This is a genomic window from Chryseobacterium salivictor, assembly GCF_004359195.1.
GTDB classification, from domain to species: Bacteria; Bacteroidota; Bacteroidia; order Flavobacteriales; family Weeksellaceae; genus Kaistella; species Kaistella salivictor.
In genome coordinates this window covers 2353448-2375004 of the sequence record NZ_CP037954.1, presented here as the reverse complement: position 1 = coordinate 2375004, position 21557 = coordinate 2353448, and the positions used below count along the sequence as shown (strand labels likewise).

Here is a 21557-nt window from a genome sequence, read left to right as displayed (position 1 = left end):
ACCTATAAATAAAGTTTTAATTTTATAAAAGCATTCGCCCAATGAAAAACATTATCCCATTTCTGCTTTTATTCTCTGTGAACTTTCTGTTTTCGCAAACGACCAGAGTTTATTATCAGTTTACGTATAAACCAAATAAAACTGATACTTTAAAACAAACTGAATTGCAAGTTCTTCTTTTTAATAATGAAAGATCATCATTTCAGTCCTATAAGCAACTCCAGCGGGATTCATTAATTTCTGTTTCTTTAGAATATAAAAACAAAAGTGGAGAATTTTCACACAACGATCAAAATTTTACCAAATCCATTATCAACCAATACATCATTGAAACCAACATAAAGGAAAAATCCTTACAATTCACAGATATTTTAGGAAATCAAATTTCTGCAAGTTATCAGGAAAACATAAATCTGAAATGGAATCTTGAAAACGAAAAAATGGATATTCTAAATATTCCGTGTCAAAAAGCATATACAAATTTTGGCGGAAGAAAATGGACAGCTTGGTTTGCTTCTGATTATCATTCCAGTTTTGGACCTTACAAATTTTTTGGGTTACCAGGTTTAATTTTGAAACTTTACGATTCGGAAAAAAACTTCGACTGGGAAGTTTACGGAATAAAAAATTACCATGATTCTCAATTGTATGAAAAAAATTATTTTGAGCTGCAAGCCTTTCCCACAACTAAAATAGAAAAGAATAAATTTCTAAAAATGGAGCAACAATTTAAAGAACATCCGATGGGAAATGTAAAAGAATCATTTCCAGATCTTTCAGGGGAAATGTTAAAAGATATTTTAGAACGTGAAAAGAAGGAAATTGAAAAAAACAATTATTACAACAATCCAATCGAAATATAAAAATTACAGCTAATCGACTTTGAGTCATAAATATTTCACTCCTTTTGATTTTTACATTTTCAAAAGTCACTTGTTTTCGAAGTATCTTAATCGGATAATCAGCAAATTGTATTTCCGATCATCCTTTTTCACGTAATGATCTGAACCTGCTGTTAAATAAGTCAGGATAGTCACGGCAATACGGCTGCAAATACATGTTGGTAAAGCAATTTAACCATATCTTTGATTCAGCGACAGCATTGATGCTTAAATATAAAATTTTAATTAAAAATCTATTATAAAATGTATAAACTGTTCTATACCGCTGCTTTTCTCATCTCCTTTCCTACTTTATTTCTAGCCCAGATGGACACCTTATATGTGTATGGTCCGGGCGGTCCTTTTGCTCCCATCAATGAATCTGCCCAGATTTTCGGTAAGAAACATCAACTTTTTGTAAAGGTAGTTGCCGGTCCGGAAGACCATTGGATCGCGCAGGCAAAACAAAATGCAGACCTCATCTACGGCGGCGCCGAATATATGCTGACTTCTTTTGCCATGAAACATCCTGATCTTGTCGATCCTACAACCAGACAGGAACTGTACAAAAGAGGCGCAGCTATCCTTGTAAAACCGGGAAACCCTAAAAATATAAGATCACTGAAAGATCTTACCAAAAACGGTATTGCGGTTTTGGATGTAAATGGTGCCGGACAATTGGGATTGTGGGAAGATCTTGCGGGAAAGCAAAACGCGATTGAAGGAATACAAAAAAACATCAAAAATTCTTTTGCCAATACGGCACTCGGAATTGCAGCCTGGAAAGCGGACCCGACCTATGACGCCTGGATCAATTATGAATCGTGGCATTATCGGTTACAAGACTTTACGCAGGTAGTGAAAATTCCAAAATTTAAAAATGTCTATCGCGGAACGCCCATTGCGCTCACAACCATTTCCAGACAAAGAACAATGGCGGTGCAGTTCATCGATTTTATGCGTTCCACAGAAGGTCACAGCATTTTTAAAAAATGGGGATGGGAATAAGTTCCTATTGGGTTTTCCCTAAAGTTTAACCGCCACAACGGACGCTCCCAAATTTCATCCTCTGGCAAAGCCTTTGAGCTACTATACCTCAATTATCATCATTACCACGAAGCCCCTCATTTATCTATAAACCCACACTCCCCTTTTGTTCGGTCTTTGCTCCACAATCCTTCCTCCTTCGTTCCATATAACCTCCTTTTTTCCGAAGGTCGTACGAAGAAGGCAGGACAATGGCAGGACAGACCCAGAAGAGTCTATGCCGAAAGTACGGAACTACTACGGGTCAACCTCAGAAGATTACCATCGATAAAGGGATTAGAAAGAATTAACGGATGAAATAAGGACCTTTCAAATTAAAAACAGTAAAGTTAAAACACTGCTTATCAATAGATTGTAAAGATAATAAAAATATTTCAATGAAATAAACTGACAGGATTAAACTCATTAAAATAAATACTTTGTCCAATCTCAAAGGGATACCGTCATTATAAAAAAAGGATTTTTCCCACGGTATAAAGTCCGGAAAGTGGATAGTGGTAGCCCCAAAATAATATGCTTTACTGAAGGTCATTGAGAAGAATGTACAGAAATTCTGCACTCCCGGCATTCCTGTGGGTTTTCAACATTTTAAGGAGCAAACTCTTCAATCTTCTTATTTTTTTATAAATTTGAAATGATTCTTAGTAAAAACACGATCATGGGAAAAGTACATTCTTTATTTGAGATCAGCGGAAAAGTAGGTGATTATGTATTTTATGAGCTTAACGGGCAGCAGGTGATACGCAAAGCTCCTTCGAAAAAGAAAGGCCCTAAAACAGAGGCGCAAAAAAGCGTTGCACTGCAAAATACCGAATTCGGAAAGGCCTCTTCTGCGGGAAAAATGCTGCGTGTCGCTTTAGCTGAAGAATGCAGCCGATTACACGACAGATACCTTTATCAGCGGGTTTCGAAACTCATGTTGCGCCTGAAATCCTGCGACGGTGCTCCTGTTGGATCGCGTACCGTGCAGGGCGGGCTCACAACGGGAGAGGGTCAAGCTGCGCTGGCAAATTTCCACTTCCAGAAGGTGCAGAAGAATTTTCCCCAACTACTGAATGCGGTTTACAGACAGGGAATCTTTGTCTCTCTCTTTTCTTTGCTAAGGACGCCGATTTTGCAATCACAGAACTTCAGATCAATTTTGAGACAGGAAAGTTCCGGCGCTATAAGCATGGTTTACCCGAAGTTGAAAAGGGTACTCCGTTCACTCTTAAAAAAGGGTTTCGCCACAAAAAGGGATTTACGGATTTGCTTATGATCTCGGGAGCAGGTTTTTTGCAGGGAGTGGTGGTTACGGCAGACCGTAATAAATAGGAACGCCAGCGGATTGCCAGTCTTTGGTATCGGGCCACACCGGTCTAAGCACGGAGTTGATTAGAAATCCCCGCCAACAGATTCGTTATCGTATGATTATTAAAAACAGGAAAGTAGCTTAATCAGCCTTTTCTATAAAAGTAATAGATAAGCGATCCCAAAAACGGCATGAAAAGGCAAACAGCAATCCACAGTAATTTTGCCGACTTCGAATAAGAAGGGTTTTTCAGAATTGCTATAATGCTGATGATAAAAACGACAAGAAACAGAATCAGAAACAGGGAATAATAGACTTGAGTGCTCATGGTGAATTTTTGTCTTCTCCTTTTTTGTTAAAAAACAGAAGGATTGAGAAGCTCTTTTTTAAATCCAACTATTTTAAGATCTTTTTCTCACTTTTTTAATTTTCTCTTATTATTAATACTCAAAATTAAAGCTTTTTTGATAATATTTATGATATCTGCTGAAGAATTTAATATTTAATCCGGTGCGTAAAGTTCGTCGGCTTTGCCCTTGCAGAAATTCAATCCGTTATAAAAGTTTGCAGTGCATCAATTATAAAAATCTGGATTACTGCAAATTGGAGGCATTTTTGCATTCAGAAAAAAGTATATTAATCAACTAAAACATCAAATCATGTGGAAAGAAACCGATGGAAAACTACAGCAAACTTTTAAGTTTAAAGATTTTTCCGAAGCATTTGCTTTTATGACCAGAGTTGCCTTGGCTGCAGAGAGTATGCAGCATCATCCCGACTGGTCCAACGAATACAATAAAGTGAACATCAGTTTATGCACACACGACGCAGGCGATGTCATTACCGAAAAAGACCACAAACTGGCCAAAGCGATTGACAAGATAATGGCGTAAATTTCTGGTATCTTCTATTTGCAATAGGAGTTATTATTGCCTTTAGATTGAATAATGGTAATTTTCCACAGTATAATTTTTGTGGATTCAGGTGAGTATTGTTTAAAAAAAATGATTACTTTTAATAAAATTTAAAACGATGCAGCAAAAGATAGTTAGTGTATTGGGTATTCTGATTTCATTCTTCTCCTATGCACAGAAAATGCCTTATAAAACCCTACCCAATCAAAAGGCAGACTCTTTAAATATTTTGAAATTTAAAAACAATTCTACATCCGATAGCCTGTCTTTTCTTTCAAAAAATAAGCGGTCACTTCCCGTTATCAAAATGCCTAATACAAAACCTAAAGACAGCTCAACCTATTCGGCACTAAAAGGAAAAGCAAGAAATGATCAACCTTACAAAATTTTAAATGTGGTTTCAGAAAATGAAAAAGCAGTTAAAAAGTAAATTTTTATTCCTCTTTGCCCTGGTTAATCAATTTCTTTGCTTGCCCAACAGTCTGCAAATTATCACCACCTAAACATTCGGAAATTACAATAAAATAGGTTTCGCTTCAACTTTCAACAATTTCCAGGTTTTGCTTCCGGTCTAAAACCACCTCTCTTTTTCTAAAAAAAGGAAATTTATTACCTGTTTTGATATTCTAAGGTTCCCTCTAAATCTGCCTATCCCGCACACTTTATTTTCTTTTATCTTTGAAAATCAACAATTTAAAATTTCGCCCTTTTTATATTTTCACTATTACCAATTAAATATTTTTTCAAAATTAACTTGGTTTACTATGCAAAACATTGTAACTTCGTATAAGTTTTCTTGAAAAAATAATCCAAGTTTAAAATAATAAGAAATTATTTTTAAATGTAACCTGAAGGATCATTTGAATTTAATATCGAATCATATATTAACTTAAATCATGAAAAAATGAAAACTCTAAAAAGCCTGGCTTTATCCGGAACAATGCTTTTGTCTGCATTGTTATTTTCCACTCATGTTTCTGCACAGGAACAGAAAACACCGCAGCTTACCGACCCCGAAATTGCCTCTGTAGCGGTAACGGCAAATCAAATTGACGTAGATTATGCTACGATAGCACTGAAAAAGTCTCATAATAAAGACATTACAAACTTTGCTGCTACGATGAAAAGAGACCATAATGCTGTGATTAAAATGGCTGTAGATCTTGTGACGAAATTAAAAGTGACTCCCAAAACGAATGCCGTCACAAAATCTTTATTAGAAACGGCAGCGAAAGAAAAAGCAATCTTAAATGCAAAAAATGGGAGAGCTTTTGATAAAGCATATGTAGACAACGAGGTTTCCTATCATGAATCCACTATCAAAGCAGTAGAAACCATCCTGATACCCCAGTCTAAAAACGCAGAACTAAAAGCTTTGCTTGAAAAAGCAGTGCCTATTTTTAAAACGCACCTTGAGCATGCAAAAATGATTCAGAAAAAATTCAAATAAATGAAAAATGATTTCGAAAAAGAATATTTTTAGAACAGGATCTTTTTTCGCTGCAATCGTTTGTTTAATAACTATAATCAGTTGCAACCAGGGATCCAAAGATACGATACCTGCGGTAAATGATAATTCCATGAGTACCGAAAAAAGCGGAAGCCCAACGTCAGCACCGGCTCCCAAAATGGATTCTGCCGCAGCGAATATGAACACGAATACAGCAGACAGTAATCCTGCATCTGCTCATGTGGTGACCATAGAAAACATGAAATTTAATCCGGCAACGATAACCGTTAAAAAAGGAAATCAGGTAACATTCACCAACAAAGATGTCGTGGCCCACAATGCCACAGAAACACATAATGCATGGGCTTCTCCGATGTTACAGACCGGCCAGTCCTGGACGTTCACTCCCGAAAAGACTTCCGATTATTACTGCACCGTACATCTGGTGATGAAGGGTAAAATTATTGTAAAGTAAGAACCTTTTTACAGGTATTGCAAAAACCGAAGATTAGCTTAAAATCAATAAAAAATCTCAACATTCAAGGACTTTTCATAATTTCTGGAATCTTTAAAAATACCCATATCAGATTTTATAACAAAAACCAATTGTAATGAAATTGGTTTTTGATTTTTCTTGAAGACGAATAGTGATATTGATGCACGAACTAAAAAAAGGTGGTAAGATATTTATTTTCCTTTTAAGAAAGGTCTGGAAGAAAATCGGCTTCAATTCCAAAAACACGTTGAAAGAAAATTAACAATCCTGTTCATATCCTGTCTCATGGAAAAAGCCAGCAGATATTTCAGCTGAAAAAGAATGGGTTCAAAACCATTGGCCAGTTTCAGGAATTCACGCTCCGGAATAATGCCGTAACATTTTTCCTGATGCATAATATTTAGCGCGCGGTCTCCCAACGAAATAGTGATACTTCCTATTTTTTTATAAAAAGTATGCTCGCTGATCTTCACAAAACCATCTTCTAACATTTCAGAAGTCAGTTTATTAAAGAGTTTTTGGCCTTCAGGAGATAAATTCATGATGAGATTTTGAACGCTGTAAAATTAGCAAAAACGAAATTAATTAAAACGAAAAATGCATGTCCGTTTTTAAACATCATTAATATTTTTAATTTCGTTGCGATCGAGACAAAGATTACATTTACAAACAAGCTGTTTTCTCCCTTTTTTAGGCGCAAACAGAAGATTCAACAACTCCTTAAAAAAAATAAGAACACGTTGGTGAAGACGTCAAACTTAACAAAAGTACAGAAAAAAATATTTGTATTGTGGCTACACCTTAAACGAAATTATCATTAAAATTAAATGCTCATTATCCCTGAAATAAAAATCTGGAATTCAAAAATCATCTCTTTCAATTTTAACTAAATTTTAAGGTGAAAAAAAGAGATGAATTTCAATACTTATTTATCTTTGATTATAATTTACAAGAAGATGGCGGAGAAATCAAGACAGGTATTTCAAACCAACAGCGGCAAACGGTACAAAGCTACCCAATGGACTTTACGCATCTTGCTGACTGTTCTTTTATTCATTACTGTGGTTGTAATGATCGCTGTATTAAGGGGAAAAAATCCATCGATGCCGCAACTGAATTCCGTCGGAAAACTGTTTGAATCCAAGATCAATCCTGACAATAAATTTACTTTAGCGACGCCTCTGAACAAAAAATTTAAAGGTTTTAAAGATTTCCTGCAGAAAAAAATTATGGATGAAAAAACAGCAGCCCGAACAATCAATACCAAATTGATCCGGGCGGCATTTTACGTTCCATGGTCGCCTACTTCTCTCTCGGATCTGCGGGCCAATGGAAGCAGACTGAACACCATCTATCCAGAATGGTTTTTCATCAATCCCAAAACATTTCAGTTGGATTCCCGCATCGACAATGAGGCGCTTTCTGTAATGAAACATTATGGATTAAGCATTCAGCCGATCCTCAACAATTTTATTTCTGTACCCGGGAAACAGGGGAATTTTAGTGGAGAACTGCTGCATACTGTACTGCACGACCAAAGAATCCAAAACCAGCTGATTGCCCAAATTATAGCCACTTTGAAAGCCAATCAACTTCATGGCATCAACATCGATTTCGAGGAACTGAAAGAAAATTCTGATGAGCATCTTAACGCTTTCATGAAAAATCTGTATACCCAGTTCAAAAAAAACGGTCTCATCGTCTCCATCGATATTATGCCGGATAATAACGACTATAGCAGTAAATATTTAAAGGATTATACCGATTATTTTATCGTGATGGCGTATGATCAGTTCAATGACAACTCGCAGGCAGGTCCCATCAGCGACCAGAAATGGATTGAAAAACAAATCGACCAGATTGCAAAGGATGTTCCTTCAGAAAAATTGATTCTTGGTCTGGGGGCTTACGGACGACAGTGGATCACCGATGAAAACGGAACCCGGACAGAAGACATTACTTATGGACAGGCGATTGACCGGGCAAAAATTTCCAGATCCGCTATTGCTTTTGATAACAATTCCTACAACCTTCATTATGCTTATAATTTCTCCGGAAGCAGCGATGAACCTGCCTCTAAAAACAGTGTCTGGTTTACCGATGCAGCGACCACTTTTAACATCCTTAGATTTTCTGATGACTCCCGGAATGCGGGAACAGCAATATGGAGATTAGGCAGTGAAGATCCCAGAATATGGTCTTTTTACCCGAGGGATTTAAGTTCTGAAAGTTTGCAAAAAAATCCTTTTAATTATTCTGTCTTAGAACTAATTCCGCCAAATTTCAATTCAAAACCCACCTCCATCGGCAGTGGCGAAATCATCAATATCCTGTTTTCTCCGCAACAGGGCCGTACAAAAATAGACATCGATAAAAATGAAAACCTGATTGCCGAAGAGCAATATTCCCAGCTTCCTTCCGGGTTTTTATATGAGAAATTCGCAGAGGACAGCACCAAAATCGGCCCGGGTCATAAAATTATTTTAACTTTCGATGATGGTCCCAGTGCAGAATTCACCCCTAAAATACTGGATATTCTGGAGCGGGAGAAAGTTCCAGCTACCTTTTTTTTGATTGGAGAAAATGCTGAGGCCAATATTCCTCTGGTTCAAAGAATCAAGCGCAACGGTTTTGAAATAGGAAACCACACTTTCACTCACGGAAATCTTGCCAAAATGTCTCCCCAAAGAGCGGCACTGGAACTGAAAACTACCCGGGCGCTCATCGAATGCATTACCGGAAAATCTACGGTTTTATTTCGGGCACCTTATAATGCCGATTCCGAACCACAGACGTATGAAGAACTGGAACCTTTGGCCCAAAGTAAAAAAGACAATTATATCGCCATCGGAGAAAGTATAGATCCCAATGACTGGGATCCTAAGATGAATGCCGATTCTATTGTGAACAGAACCATCCGTTTTGCTAATCTAAATAATGCAAGTATTATTCTGCTGCACGACGCTGGCGGCGATACCCGACAGCCCACCGTAGATGCGCTCCCAAGAATTATTAAATATTTCAAAAGCAAAGGATGTAAATTTACTACCGTTGCAGATTTGATGAATGTGCCCGAATCCGAATTGATGCCGCCCATAAAAAGAAGCTGGAAAAATGACCTCAATTTCTTTTTTGCCTCAGCAAGTTACTGGATCGGTCAGATGATTTACGCCCTGTTTTTAATCGGCATTATTCTATCGATTTCAAGAATGATTTTAATGGCAATTTTAGCTTATCTCCAAACTAAAAAAGAGAAAAAACTATTATCGGAATTCACGGGAATGCCAGATTATCCAAAAGCCAGCATCATCGTACCGGCCTATAATGAAGAGGTAAATGCTATACGAACTGTAGAATCATTACTCAACCAGGATTATCCCAATATCAATATTGTTTTTGTAGATGATGGCAGCAAAGATCAAACTTTTGAAAATGTAGTAAAGGCTTTCGAAGGAAATCCAAAGGTAAAAGTTTTTACCAAACCCAACGGAGGAAAAGCCTCTGCATTAAATTTTGGAATAGCAGAAACCGATGCCGAATTCGTAGTGTGTATCGATGCCGATACTCAGTTGAAAACCGATGCCGTTTCTCAACTGATGATGACTTTTTATCTGGAAGGAAAACCTCTCGAAGTCGGTGCAGTGGCCGGAAATGTAAAGGTGGGAAATGAAATTAATATGATTACCAAATGGCAAAGTATTGAGTATATCACTTCTCAGAATTTTGACCGCCGTGCATTTTCATTATTAAATTGTATTACCGTAGTTCCCGGAGCACTGGGCGGATTCCGCAGAAAAGCAGTCCTGGAAGCCGGCGGATTTACCACCGATACTTTAGCTGAAGACTGCGACTTAACGATGCGGTTGCACAAACTCGGTTATATCGTGGAGAACTGCAACAACGCCATTTCCTATACCGAAGCACCTGAAACGATGAGTCAGTTTCTGAAACAGCGTTTCAGGTGGAGTTTTGGGATTCTGCAGAGTTTCTGGAAACACCGCGATGCTATTTTCAGAAAACAGTATAAAAACTTTGGAAAGGTGGCTTTGCCCAACATATTACTTTATCAGCTTTTATTGCCATTTCTGGCTCCGTTGGCAGATTTGCTGTTGGTAGTAAGTTTAATATTATCGGGATTTGGATTGATCGTTGCAGATCCTACCCATATTATTCTGTACTACATTATCTTCTCTCTGGTAGATATCGTAGGAGCAGCTCTGGCTTTTGCTTTCGAAAAGGAAAAATTCAGCAAACTGATCTGGATGATTCCCCAACGGTTGGTTTACCGCCAATTGATGTACTACATCCTGTTCAAATCCGTTAGAAAAGCAATAAAGGGAGAAATTCAAAACTGGGGTGTTTTGAAAAGAACCGGAAATGTGAAAACCACGTAACATATTGATTATAAATATTGAAAAGTTGATACTAAAAATGTAACTTTGGTTTAAGTTTTTTTTAAAAGGTGGTTAATTTCATGTTAAAGTAGATTCACCACTGTTCTTTGGATTAATATTTTCTGTTGAAAAATTTTAAATGAAAGACCATGAAACCAAGAATTATTATTTTGATATTTCTCAATATCGTTTATCTTCCTGTTGATGGTCAAAATTTAAATTATCCTGAAGTATGGACTTTAGAAAACTGTATCATTTACGCTAAGAATAATAATATTTCAATCTCCTCCCTGCGTCTTTCCAAAAGCGCTGCAAATCAGGATTTATTACAGGCAAAAGCAGCCAAATACCCGAATCTGAACGGCAACGTTTCCCAGGGACTTTTCGCGGTGAACGGAAATGATGGTCTACACATCCAGGGACTGAATACCCAAAGCATTGGAGCCAGTTCTTCGATGACGCTGTACCACGACAATTACCTTAAAAACAATGTTATTTCAAAAGACCTGTCAACACAGTTGGCAGATTTATCGGTGCAGGAAAGTGAAAATAATATTACACTGAGCGTCACCCAGGCGTTTTTAAATATTTTGATGGCTCAGGAAAATATAGTAGCTCTGCAAAATCTATTAAAGACGACGAAGATTCAGTTAAAACAGGGAACACAACTATATAACGCAGGAAGCATTTCTAAATTGAATTTCCTGCAGCTTCAGTCGCAACATTCGCAGGACGAATACAATTTAATCGCCGCCCAAAATAATCTGAGAACTGATCTGGTCAATTTAAAGCAGCTGCTGCAGTTGCCGACTTCGTACAATTTCCAGATCTCTCCTCCTCTGGAGATCATTGTAAGCAATGATGTTAAACCTCTGGAAATTGTTCAAAGTATTGCCCAAAACCAACGACCGGAAGTGAAGTATGGCGAACTCAATATCGAAAACTCAGCACTTTTACTGAAAATGGCAAAATCGTTCATTAAACCTACGCTGAGCATTTCCGGAAATATTTCAACAGGTTATTCTCAGGGAAACGGAAGTTATTTCAGCCAGCTGGCAAATCAATTTTACCTGCCAGTGGGCTTAAGTCTGGGAATTCCCATTTACAACAACCGCATATATAAAACGGCTGTAGAAAAATCTAAAATTGAAATTCAACAGGCTCAGTTAGCTTTGGAAAATACCAAAACCATACTAAACCAACAGATTGAACAAGCCTATATCAACCTTCAGAATTCGCTTTCACAATATGAATCTGCAGAAAAACAAATGCGTATCAATGAACAGACTTACACGATAGTAAACGCGCAAATGAAGTTAGGTGCCATCGATTATGTTCAGCTGCAGCAACAAAAACTGATTTATATTCAGGCACTGCAAAATTATTTGCAGGCAAAATATACCGCAGTTTTCAATAAGCAGATTTATGAATTTTATATGGGACAGCAAATTAATTTATAAAACACTTATAATGAAAAATAAAAAATGGCTGCTTGGGGGAATCCTTTTTTTACTTTTAGGAATTGGTTTTTGGTACTATTTCAAAAAAAGTGAAGCAGTGAAAATCCAGCTCAACACTGTGAAACCTATCATTGGCGATATTACAGAAACGATCACTGCGACAGGAACGATTCAACCTGTCGATACGGTCGCTGTCGGAACTCAGGTTTCGGGAACCATCAATAAAATTTATGTTGATTTTAATTCTCAAGTTAAAAAAGGGCAGCTTTTAGCGACTTTAGATCCTTCTCTATTGCGGGATCAGTCTCTACAAATTGCGGGAACTCTGGCCAGCGCCAAAAGCAATCTGGTTTTCAATCAAACGGCTTACAACCGCCAGGCAGCGTTGTACAAGGTAGGTGCGATCAGCAAAGCCGATTTTCAGTCTGCACTCAACCAATATAATGCGGCAAAGGCACAAATATCTGCCATTACTGCTCAGTTGTCTGCGGCGAACACCAATTTATCATATACCAAAATTTACTCCCCGATTGACGGCACGATCTTATCCAGAAATGTGAGCGAAGGCCAAACCGTGGCAGCCAGTTTCAGTACGCCAACATTATTCAGCATTGCGAAGGATTTAACAAAAATGCAGGTGCGTGCCTCCATTGATGAAGCGGATATAGGAAATGTAAAAACCGGACAGAATGTAACGTTCACCGTAGATGCTTTTCCGGATCTTAATTTTAAAGGAAAAATTGTCGAAATCCGTTTACATCCAACCGTTTCCGCCAATGTGGTCAATTACATAACGATCATCAATACCGAAAATTCTGAACTAAAATTAAAACCAGGAATGACGGCAAACATTTCGGTAATTACGAGTGATGTGCCAAAAATCATGAAGATTCCGGTACAGGCGATTACCTTTAAACCAGATTCTTTAGTAGCAAAAAATTATAAAATTAATACTCCGTACCCTTCAGTAAAGAAAAAACAATGGAATGGTCAGAAACCTGCGGCCAATAAAAATAAGCCTAAAGAGGAAGCAACAGTGTGGGTTTTAGCCGCCGATCAGTCTCTTACTATGAAAAAAATTAAAACAGGAACCTCTAATGATACCGATTTGCAGGTTATTTCAGGTTTAAGTTTAAACGATAATGTTATTACCGGTTATAAAACATTGACCAAAAAATCAGGCAGTGCCGCCAAAAGTCCGTTTTTGCCACAACGATCCGGAGGCAACAGACCTGGCAGTGGTGGCGGACCAAGATAAACTATAATAAAATGGCAAAAACATTAGAAATTATCGATGTTAAAAGAGATTTTGAAATGGGTGAAGAAACCGTTCATGCTTTACGGGGCGTAAGTTTCAGCATAGAAGAAGGTGAATTTTTAACCATCATGGGCCACAGCGGTTCGGGAAAAACTACGATGCTCAATATTTTAGGCTGTCTGGATAAACCTACGGAAGGAGATTATTTTCTGGATGGCGTGAATGTGAAAAATTTAGACAAAGACCAGCTCGCCCGCTTAAGAAACGAAAAAATAGGTTTTGTTTTTCAATCTTACAATTTACTGGCCAGAACTTCAGCATTGGAAAACGTGGAACTTCCGCTTCTGTACAATCCAAAAATATCCAGTCAGGAAAGATATGAGCGTTCTGTAAAATCCCTGGAAACCGTAAAATTATCAGACCGGATCCATTATCTTCCGAACCAGATGTCGGGTGGGCAGCAACAGCGGGTTGCCATTGCCAGAGCTTTAGTGAACCAACCTGTAATGATTTTAGCCGATGAAGCCACCGGAAATCTGGATACCAGAACGTCCTATGAAATTATGACTTTGATACAGGAACTTAACCAACAGGGGAAAACCATCGTCTTCGTTACGCATGAACCTGATATTGCGGTATTCAGTTCAAGAACGATTACTTTGAAAGACGGAAAAGTGATTAAAGATCTGAAAAATGAAAATATTAAAAATGCAAAAGAAGCACTGAACAGTCTGCCGGTAGAAATGGATGATAAAACGTAAAAGATGAAACTTTCAAATTTATTTAAAATTGCCTGGAAAGCCATTCTTCGAAATAAACTTCGGGCTTTTCTGACCATGCTCGGAATTATTATCGGTGTAGCTTCTGTAATTGCGATGACCGCGATTGGTGAAGGTTCCAAAAGAAGCATCAGCAGTCAGCTTTCTTCCATGGGATCCAATATGATCAACATCCGGCCTACCAGTAACGTGAATGTTTCCGGTGGTGCGAGAATCGGTGCATCAGGATTGCAAAGTTTAAAAACGACCGATATAGAAGCCATTATAAAAGGAGCTCCAGATGTTTCCTACGTTTCTCCGGCAGTACAAACGAACGGGCAGTCGATTAACGGATCCAATAACTGGCCTACCCAACTTCAGGGCGTGAATGCAGATTATTTTAAAATCCGCGACTGGAATCTGTCAGAAGGTGCTTTTTTCACTGCTAAAGATGTTGTGGCTTCTAATAAAGTTTGTTTAATTGGCCAAACCATATTATCCAATTTATTTCCAGGTGGGGACGATCCTATCGGGAAAGTGATTCGGTTTAATAAAATCCCGATGACCATTATCGGTGTGCTGGAAACCAAAGGTGCCAATACTTTTGGCCAGGATCAGGACGATATTATCATAGCGCCTTTCAATACGGTGCAGCGCAGATTTTTGGGAATTGATTATGTTCAGACTATTTATGCCTCTTCGACCAGCGAAAGCACTTCTTCACAAGCATCTGATGAGATTTCACAGATTCTCCGGAAACAACACCATCTTTCTGCTGACGGAAGTAATGATGACTTTTCGGTGAGAACACAGGCCGAACTGATTGCAACCATGAGTTCTACAAGCCAGCTCTTAACCGTTCTGTTATCCGCAATTGCAGGAATCTCGCTTTTGGTCGGCGGAATCGGGATTATGAACATTATGTACGTTTCCGTAACAGAAAGAACCAAAGAAATTGGTTTGCGGATGTCCATTGGTGCGCGCGGTAAAGATATTTTATTTCAGTTTCTCATCGAAGCCATTATGATCAGCGTGTCGGGCGGCGTCATCGGTGTAATACTGGGAATTTCTGTCACGAAAATGGTGACTGCATTTCTGGGCTGGCCCACTTTTATCACCGAATCTTCTATTATCCTTTCCTTTTTTGTCTGTGCCATAACGGGGGTGTTCTTCGGATATTATCCGGCATTGAAAGCCTCAAAACTGGATCCGATCGAAGCCTTGAGATACGAATAAAAAGTCCTGAATCATCTAGAGCACTATTTTGATATTACGAATACCGTTTTTGGCCGCAATATTTTTGACCTTTTTTAATGAGAAAACGTTTTCAAAGCGAAACGATAAAGATTATTTTTACAAATAGAATATGGATCATTTTTGTTGCAGTAATTTCGATAATCAGCAGTATGATCAAACTAAAAGTCCGAATCGAACATACAACTCATGACTAAACTCAAGAAAATACCTTTTCCTAAAATAATTTCGAAAATTCGGTGGCAGGAACTCCTTGCTGTTCTGATTCTTTTTCTTGCTTTTGTATTTTTCAGAAGCGAAAGAAAAGAAATGGCTGCGATCATTCCTCAGATTCAACATGCAAAACCGCTTTGGATTCTGGCCGGAGTGTTTCTTACTTTCATCTACGTCTTTCTGCAATCGCTGATGTACGTTACCAGTTTCCGTTCGGTTGGCGTACGTTTGAAACTTTCTGATGCCGTAGAATTATTTTTAAAAAGAAATTTTCTGAGTGTTTTCCTTCCGGCAGGCGGAATCAGTTCTCTGGCTTATACGCCGCGACAGATGAAACGGCAGAACTTTGATAAAAACAGCATTCATAAAGCCAGTGCTGTTTATGGATTTGTAGGAATCCTTACCGTTTTTGTGGTCGGTATTCCGGTGGTAGGATATGCTGCGGTGGTCAATAAAGATTTCGGGGAATCCGGATTCTGGTTGATCGCAGTGGGAATTTTTATCGGTTCCGTTTTTGGGCTGGTCAATTCACTGCGTACAAAAGGTTTTTTTTATCAGTTCCTAAAAAAGCATTTCCCCAAAAAAATCAGTAGTATTGATGAAATTTTCGGCGGCGAAATCTATACAAAACATTTTATTGTAACCATCTTCATTTCCATTTTAATTGAATTTTGCGGGATATTTCATTTGCTGATTGCCATGTTTGCTTTTGGCGCAACCGGTTCGTTTTCTGCAGCAGCGGTAGGTTATACGATTTCAGTTTTGCTGATGTTGGTTTCTCCGTTTTTACGGGGTTTGGGTGCGGTAGAATTTACATTAATTTACATTTTGGCAAACTTCGGGTTTACTCACAGTCAGGGTTTAGGAATCACCTTACTGTACAGGGTTTTCGAGTTTTGGCTGCCTTTGTTACTGGGTCTTTTTGCATTCGTTTGGAAAGGCAGAAAAATAGTGGCCAGAATTCTTCCTGCCCTTGCCATCTTTGTATTGGGACTGATCAATATTATTTCGGTGATTACTCCACCACTTGCAGAGCGTTTGAAAATCGGGAAAATGTATCTTCCTGCCGAATTAATGCATTTTTCTAAAATATTGACGTTAATCGCAGGAATCCTTTTGGTGGTTACTTCTGCTTATCTTTTTCGGGGTTTAAAACGGGGCTGGTATTTTGCACTCGCCCTGGCCATTATTTCCTTTTTTGGAAACATCTTCAAAGCTCTCGATTATGAAGAATCGATTGTCGCTCTGGTTATTATATTTATGCTGATCATCAGCAGAAAAGAATATGTTTTAAAGACGAACAGAAAATATTTAAGACTCGGTTTTTCCTGGTTTTTAGGACTTTTTGCTGCCGTGATCGTGTTTAATTTTCTGAGCTTTTACTTTATTGACAAACAGCATTTCGGGGTAGATTTCACCTGGGAGGAATCTCTTTATTACACGCTGAACAGTTTTCTGCTTTTTAAGGATACAGGACTGAGTCCGAGAACCGGATTTGCCAGAGATTTTGAATACATTAATTATTTTCTCGGCATCATTTCCTGGCTGCTCCTCTTTTTTTCTGTCTTTAATGTTCGGAGACTGGTCAACGACAAAGAAAGTTTCAGCGATGTTGAGGAAGCACAAAATCTGGTACAGATGTATGGAACTTCATCCCTGGATTTCTTTAAAACAGCAAAAGAAAAGCAGTTCTACTTTTCTGATGAGGTTGAAGGTTTTGTTTCATACAGCGCTGCAAACCCGTTTGCTTTCGTACTCGAAGAGCCGGTTTGTACCGAAGAAAATAAAGAAAAAATGATACAGGAATTTGAAGATTTCTGTACAAAGAACGGTTTAAAATCCGTTTATTATAGAATTGATGAACAAAGTTTATACCTCTTTAAACCTTTAAAAAAACAGCAACTGTTTATTGGTCAGGAAGCGATTATGAATACCGAAACCTTCAGACTGGAAGGAAAAGACCGAAAATCATTAAGAAACGGCCTTAATTCTTTAACCAAAAAAGGCTACACCTCAGAATTTCTTCACTGCCCGCAAAGTGAAGAAATTCTCAATGAAATTCAAAGTATTTCAGATGAATGGCTTAAGGAATTCGACAAGGAAGAAATGGTATTTTCGCAGGGAATGTTTGACCGCGCTGAAATCGAAAAACAGGATTTAATCGTCATTAAAAATGAAGCGGGAAAAATCGAAGCCTTTCTTAATATTATTCCGGATTTCGCACCCGAAGAATGCACCTATGATCTGATCCGCAAAACAACCACCGCTCCTAACGGAAGTATGGATGCGATGATTGTAAAATTAACAGAATATGCCAAATCTAAAAAACTGATGTACATCAACCTTGGACTAACGCCTTTGGCTGGAATGAAACAACCCGATAATACGGCAGAGGAAATCCTGAAGTTTGTTTATAACCGGATCGGAAGTTTCAAACATTATCAGAGCCTGCGCGATTTCAAGGAAAAATATGCCGATCAATGGGAAAATAAATATTTGATTTATGGCAGCGATTTTGATTTACTGCAAATACCGGCTGCTTTAAATAAAATCACAAAACCCAAATGAAAAATTTAGCAAAAATCCTTACTGTCTTTTCGCTGTTGGTTTTATTTTCCTGCCAAAACACCTCCAGTTTTCCCGTATTTGAATGGAACAGCAAAAGTGATAAGCCGATTGTCTTCTATATCAGCGGTGACGCGGGATTCAATACGTTTTCGAAAACGTTTTCGCAGGAACTTCACCGATATGGTTACGATGTTTTTGCGCTGAATACCAAAAAATATTTCTGGACCAAAAAGACGCCTTCAAGAGCTTCGAAAGACACCGAAAATTATCTGAAACAAGCCATAAAAGACAGGACCAATAAAAAGATCATCATCATTGGCTATTCCTACGGCGCAGATGTAGCTCCGTTTATCTATAACCGTTTCGACCGTGATTTTCAGAAAAACATTCAGGATTTAATTATCATCGGCCCCTCTAAAGTCAATGATTTTGAAATTCATCTTGAAGAATATGTCACCGGCCATATGCAACATGGATTCAGCGTGGTCAATGAAATCAATCAGCTGAAAAATGTGCCTTTCACTTTAGTAGTAAGCGACCTGGAGAGAGCATATTTCCCTAAAAATGAAATAACGCTAAAGAATTACCAATTTCTACACCTTCCCGGCGACCATCACTTTGGCGGCAATACCAAAATGCTGGCAGATGCTATTATCAAATATTTTTAGATACCAAAACCATCAGATATTTCTTAAATTTTAGTGATTGCGTTATAATAAATTTAAAAAAATCAACTTATATTTGATCTGTTAACTGCTTTAATTTAGATTAAAATGACCAAAGACGAACTGCTCAGCAAAGCCATTAAACTGGCTCAAAAAGCCCATAAAGGACAAACCGATAAATTTGGAAGTCCCTATATCGGTCATGTGATGCGCGTAATGAATGCCGGAAAAACCTATGACGAAAAAATCGTTGGCGCATTGCATGATATCATCGAAGACTGCCCCGAAATCACCTACGAAACTTTAAGTGACGAAGGATTTACAGAAGAGTTGATTTTTGCCGTAAAATGTCTCACCAAACACCCAACCGATATCGACTATATGGAATTTATCAAAAAAACAGAACAATCAAGACTTGCTGTTTCGGTAAAGTTAAATGACCTGCAGGATAATATGAGTTTAACAAGATTTAATCATCCTATCACCGAACGGGACATGAAACGGCTGAATAAATACTTAACGGCTTATCTTTATTTAAAGGAAAAATATTAGTCAACCGTTTTATCAGAATCCGAAACAAGCGCTTTCAGTTCGTTGACTTCCGCGTCGGTTAAATCCCGCCACTTGCCGATCGGAAGGTCGAGTTTGATATTCAGAACGCGGATTCTCTTCAGTTTTTTCACTTCATAACCGCAATACTCGCACATCCGGCGAATCTGGCGGTTTAAGCCCTGAGTAAGAACAATACGGAACGATAAATTATCGATCTGTTCGACCTCACATTTATTGGTAACCGTTCCCAAAATCGGAATTCCGCCGCGCATCTGCATTAGGAATTTCGGGGTGATGGGTTTGTCAACTCTTACAATATATTCTTTACCGTGGTTATTTCTTGAGCGGAGGATTTTGTTGACGATATCTCCGTCGTTGGTCAAAAGAATCAAACCTTCACTCGGTTTATCTAATCTGCCGATCGGGAAAATCCTTTTCGGATGATTGACGAATTCGATAATATTGTCTCTTTCCCTTTTGGTATCGGTGGTACAGACAATGCCAACCGGTTTATTCAAAGCGATATAAATGGGTTTTTCTTCTGTTTTTCTAATATTAATTCCGTCAACCAAAATTTCATCGTCGTCAGAAACCTTAGTTCCCATTTCCGGAACTGCTCCGTTAATGGTGATTCTCCCCTGTTCTAAAAGCCGGTCTGCTTCTCTTCGTGAACAGAAGCCAACTTCTGAAAGGTATTTATTTATTCTAGTCTTTTCCATACTCATTATAATTTTTGTTGCTGAAAACCGTCAACCCGTAAAATACACCCACAAAGGTCACTCCGGTATTTCCTAATTGCTGGCCTTCCAAATAAAAGCCACCTTGCTGGCTTAATCGTTTAATGTGAGAAACCAATTTCCCCACTTTAATTCCATATAAATCCGAATTGTCAACCACCGATCTGTTCAGCTGAAATCCGTAAGTTAAATCAATAAAAACAGGTTCACCATCATCCACATTAAAAAGGATTTTCGGTTGAATAATTCCATACAAAATATGAAAATTATCTACGGTATAAGTATATTTTAATCCTCCACCTAAAGACAAATTCGGAATAAAATTAAATCCTGCTACCGCTGAAATTCCGTAAGAAAAATCATTGGGGTAATTGTTATTATTCAAATAATTTGGATCATTTTCTCTGTCTCTGTTGCTTTTAATCATATTCGACAAATTAAATCCTGCACTCAATTCCGGGCTGAAATAAAAACCTTGAATGGGTCTTTTCTGCTTTTGGCCAAATCCAGAAATGGAAACCAATAAAAGTAGAAGATATATTTTTTTCATTGATCGAAATTCGGTATTTTATAATGTAAAGTTAAACACAAACCGCACAAATTACCCTACTAAAAATTAACCTTTAAGATGAAAATTAAGAAGTAATATTAATGAAGATTTCCATCGAAAACAAAGCACCTTCTCTTTTTTTATCTTTTGATTCACTTCAATAAACAGTTAACTTTTGTGCCTTTTGTGGTTTAAAACTCACAGTTCAAATTTTTCTCTATTTATTAAAGTCTTCAAAACGATATTCATTTTCCAGATATTCTGAACTTCCATTTTCGATAGAATATTCACCGATCTTTGTTCGGCGAAGATTAGTGAGATACGCTCCCACTACTAAATCCTGACCAATATCGTGCGCCAGACTCCGGATATAAGTTCCTTTCGAACAACCGACGGTAAATCTAACGAAAGGCAATTCGATCACAATATCTTTGATATAGTTAATCGTCGTTTTACGGGATTTCATTTCGACTTCTTTTCCTGCTCTGGCTAAGTCGTACGCGCGGTTTCCTTCAATTTTAATGGCGGAGAAAACAGGCGGTTTCTGATCGATTTCGCCCAGAAATTTATTTAAAGTTTCGTTGATCTGAACTTCTGTAATATTTGAAATATCTTGTTGCAGAATTTCGGGTTTTTCGGTATCGTAAGATTCTGTCTGCACGCCGATTTTTATTTCCGTAAAATACTCTTTCGGAGCATCTTGAATTTCCGGAATTATTTTGGTGAATTTCCCCGTGCAAACGATTAAAAGCCCTGTCGCCCGCGGATCCAAAGTTCCGGCGTGCCCAATCTTGAATTTCTTCGGAAGATTAAATTCACTTTTGAGTTTGTATTTCAGTTTGTTCACGGCTTGAAAGCTCGTCCAATCCAGAGGTTTGTCAAGGAGTATTATTTGTCCTTCTAAGAAATCGGTATCGGTCATTTTTAAAAACTAAATTGGTAAAGAGTTCTGCTTTGCAGCCCGACCTGAGTGGAGCTCTTTTTGTCGCAACATAGTGGAGGCAAAAAAGCGGGAACGGAGGGCGGAAATGTCTGCCATAAAAAACATATAGACATTCGGTATCATAAA

20 protein-coding genes are annotated in these 21557 nt (G+C 38.0%); 15 read left to right on the top strand and 5 right to left on the bottom strand.

All coding sequences use genetic code 11. The annotated features are described in order from the left end of the window. The first annotated feature begins 41 nt into the window (after positions 1–41). The 3 genes from NBC122_RS10845 to NBC122_RS10835 all read left to right on the top strand — a co-directional run bounded on the left by NBC122_RS10845 (position 42) and on the right by NBC122_RS10835 (position 3186). The gene (locus NBC122_RS10845) at positions 42–863 is read left to right on the top strand and encodes a GLPGLI family protein (protein WP_133440391.1); all 822 of its coding nucleotides are present in this window, start codon (positions 42–44) and stop codon (positions 861–863) included. 282 nt (positions 864–1145) lie between these two features. Continuing rightward, on the top strand, positions 1146–1889 hold the full coding sequence (locus NBC122_RS10840; RefSeq protein WP_133440390.1) for a substrate-binding domain-containing protein: 744 nt from the start codon (positions 1146–1148) through the stop codon (positions 1887–1889). 697 nt (positions 1890–2586) lie between these two features. Beyond that, positions 2587–3186, top strand: a complete 600-nt coding sequence (locus NBC122_RS10835) for a hypothetical protein (protein ID WP_133440389.1) — start codon at positions 2587–2589, stop codon at positions 3184–3186. A gap of 178 nt (positions 3187–3364) precedes the next feature. Here NBC122_RS10835 and NBC122_RS14745 read toward each other — a convergent pair whose 3' ends face one another. Next, a complete protein-coding gene (locus NBC122_RS14745) occupies positions 3365–3547 on the bottom strand; it encodes a PLDc N-terminal domain-containing protein (protein ID WP_133440388.1) in 183 nt (60 codons plus the stop codon). A gap of 331 nt (positions 3548–3878) precedes the next feature. Between NBC122_RS14745 and NBC122_RS10825 the strand changes: the two genes are divergently transcribed. The 4 genes from NBC122_RS10825 to NBC122_RS10810 all read left to right on the top strand — a co-directional run bounded on the left by NBC122_RS10825 (position 3879) and on the right by NBC122_RS10810 (position 6058). Then, a complete protein-coding gene (locus NBC122_RS10825; RefSeq protein WP_133440387.1) occupies positions 3879–4112 on the top strand; it encodes a 4a-hydroxytetrahydrobiopterin dehydratase in 234 nt (77 codons plus the stop codon). A gap of 139 nt (positions 4113–4251) precedes the next feature. After that, a complete protein-coding gene (locus NBC122_RS10820) occupies positions 4252–4563 on the top strand; it encodes a hypothetical protein (RefSeq protein WP_133440386.1) in 312 nt (103 codons plus the stop codon). 474 nt (positions 4564–5037) lie between these two features. Further along, positions 5038–5583: a DUF4142 domain-containing protein gene (locus NBC122_RS10815; protein WP_133440385.1), complete on the top strand. Its 546-nt coding sequence runs from the start codon at positions 5038–5040 to the stop codon at positions 5581–5583. A gap of 7 nt (positions 5584–5590) precedes the next feature. Further along, positions 5591–6058, top strand: coding sequence for a plastocyanin/azurin family copper-binding protein (locus NBC122_RS10810; RefSeq protein ID WP_133440384.1), 468 nt, complete (start codon positions 5591–5593; stop codon positions 6056–6058). A 251-nt stretch (positions 6059–6309) separates the two neighbouring features. Here NBC122_RS10810 and NBC122_RS10805 read toward each other — a convergent pair whose 3' ends face one another. Continuing rightward, entirely contained in the window at positions 6310–6621 is a 312-nt protein-coding gene (locus tag NBC122_RS10805) for a hypothetical protein (RefSeq protein WP_133440383.1), read from the bottom strand. A 369-nt stretch (positions 6622–6990) separates the two neighbouring features. Here NBC122_RS10805 and NBC122_RS10800 point away from each other — a divergent pair, with 369 nt between their 5' ends. The 8 genes from NBC122_RS10800 (at position 6991) to NBC122_RS10765 (ending at position 19201) form a co-directional block, all read left to right on the top strand. Beyond that, a complete protein-coding gene (locus NBC122_RS10800; RefSeq protein WP_246012343.1) occupies positions 6991–10473 on the top strand; it encodes a polysaccharide deacetylase family protein in 3483 nt (1160 codons plus the stop codon). Positions 10474–10622: 149 nt separating this feature from the next. Continuing rightward, on the top strand, positions 10623–11933 hold the full coding sequence (locus NBC122_RS10795) for a TolC family protein (protein WP_133440382.1): 1311 nt from the start codon (positions 10623–10625) through the stop codon (positions 11931–11933). 10 nt (positions 11934–11943) lie between these two features. Further along, a complete protein-coding gene (locus tag NBC122_RS10790) occupies positions 11944–13191 on the top strand; it encodes an efflux RND transporter periplasmic adaptor subunit (RefSeq protein WP_133440381.1) in 1248 nt (415 codons plus the stop codon). 11 nt (positions 13192–13202) lie between these two features. After that, positions 13203–13952, top strand: a complete 750-nt coding sequence (locus NBC122_RS10785) for an ABC transporter ATP-binding protein (protein ID WP_133440380.1) — start codon at positions 13203–13205, stop codon at positions 13950–13952. A gap of 3 nt (positions 13953–13955) precedes the next feature. After that, the gene (locus tag NBC122_RS10780; RefSeq protein WP_133440379.1) at positions 13956–15185 is read left to right on the top strand and encodes an ABC transporter permease; all 1230 of its coding nucleotides are present in this window, start codon (positions 13956–13958) and stop codon (positions 15183–15185) included. Between the two features lie 207 nt (positions 15186–15392). Then, on the top strand, positions 15393–17984 hold the full coding sequence (locus tag NBC122_RS10775) for a phosphatidylglycerol lysyltransferase domain-containing protein (RefSeq protein WP_133440378.1): 2592 nt from the start codon (positions 15393–15395) through the stop codon (positions 17982–17984). Further along, complete coding sequence (locus NBC122_RS10770; RefSeq protein WP_133440377.1) at positions 17981–18652, top strand: AcvB/VirJ family lysyl-phosphatidylglycerol hydrolase; 672 nt, start codon at positions 17981–17983, stop codon at positions 18650–18652. The genes NBC122_RS10775 and NBC122_RS10770 overlap by 4 nt, the downstream gene beginning before the upstream one ends. A 105-nt stretch (positions 18653–18757) precedes the next feature. Then, on the top strand, positions 18758–19201 hold the full coding sequence (locus NBC122_RS10765; protein ID WP_133440376.1) for a phosphohydrolase: 444 nt from the start codon (positions 18758–18760) through the stop codon (positions 19199–19201). Here NBC122_RS10765 and rluF read toward each other — a convergent pair. The 3 genes from rluF to truB form a co-directional block, all read right to left on the bottom strand. Next, complete coding sequence (rluF, locus tag NBC122_RS10760) at positions 19198–19920, bottom strand: 23S rRNA pseudouridine(2604) synthase RluF (protein ID WP_133440375.1); 723 nt, start codon at positions 19918–19920, stop codon at positions 19198–19200. The genes NBC122_RS10765 and rluF overlap by 4 nt on opposite strands. Next, complete coding sequence (locus tag NBC122_RS10755; RefSeq protein WP_133440374.1) at positions 19907–20488, bottom strand: hypothetical protein; 582 nt, start codon at positions 20486–20488, stop codon at positions 19907–19909. The genes rluF and NBC122_RS10755 overlap by 14 nt, the downstream gene beginning before the upstream one ends. Before the next feature lie 217 nt (positions 20489–20705). Further along, a complete protein-coding gene (truB, locus tag NBC122_RS10750; RefSeq protein ID WP_133440373.1) occupies positions 20706–21410 on the bottom strand; it encodes a tRNA pseudouridine(55) synthase TruB in 705 nt (234 codons plus the stop codon). Positions 21411–21557 lie beyond the last annotated feature (147 nt).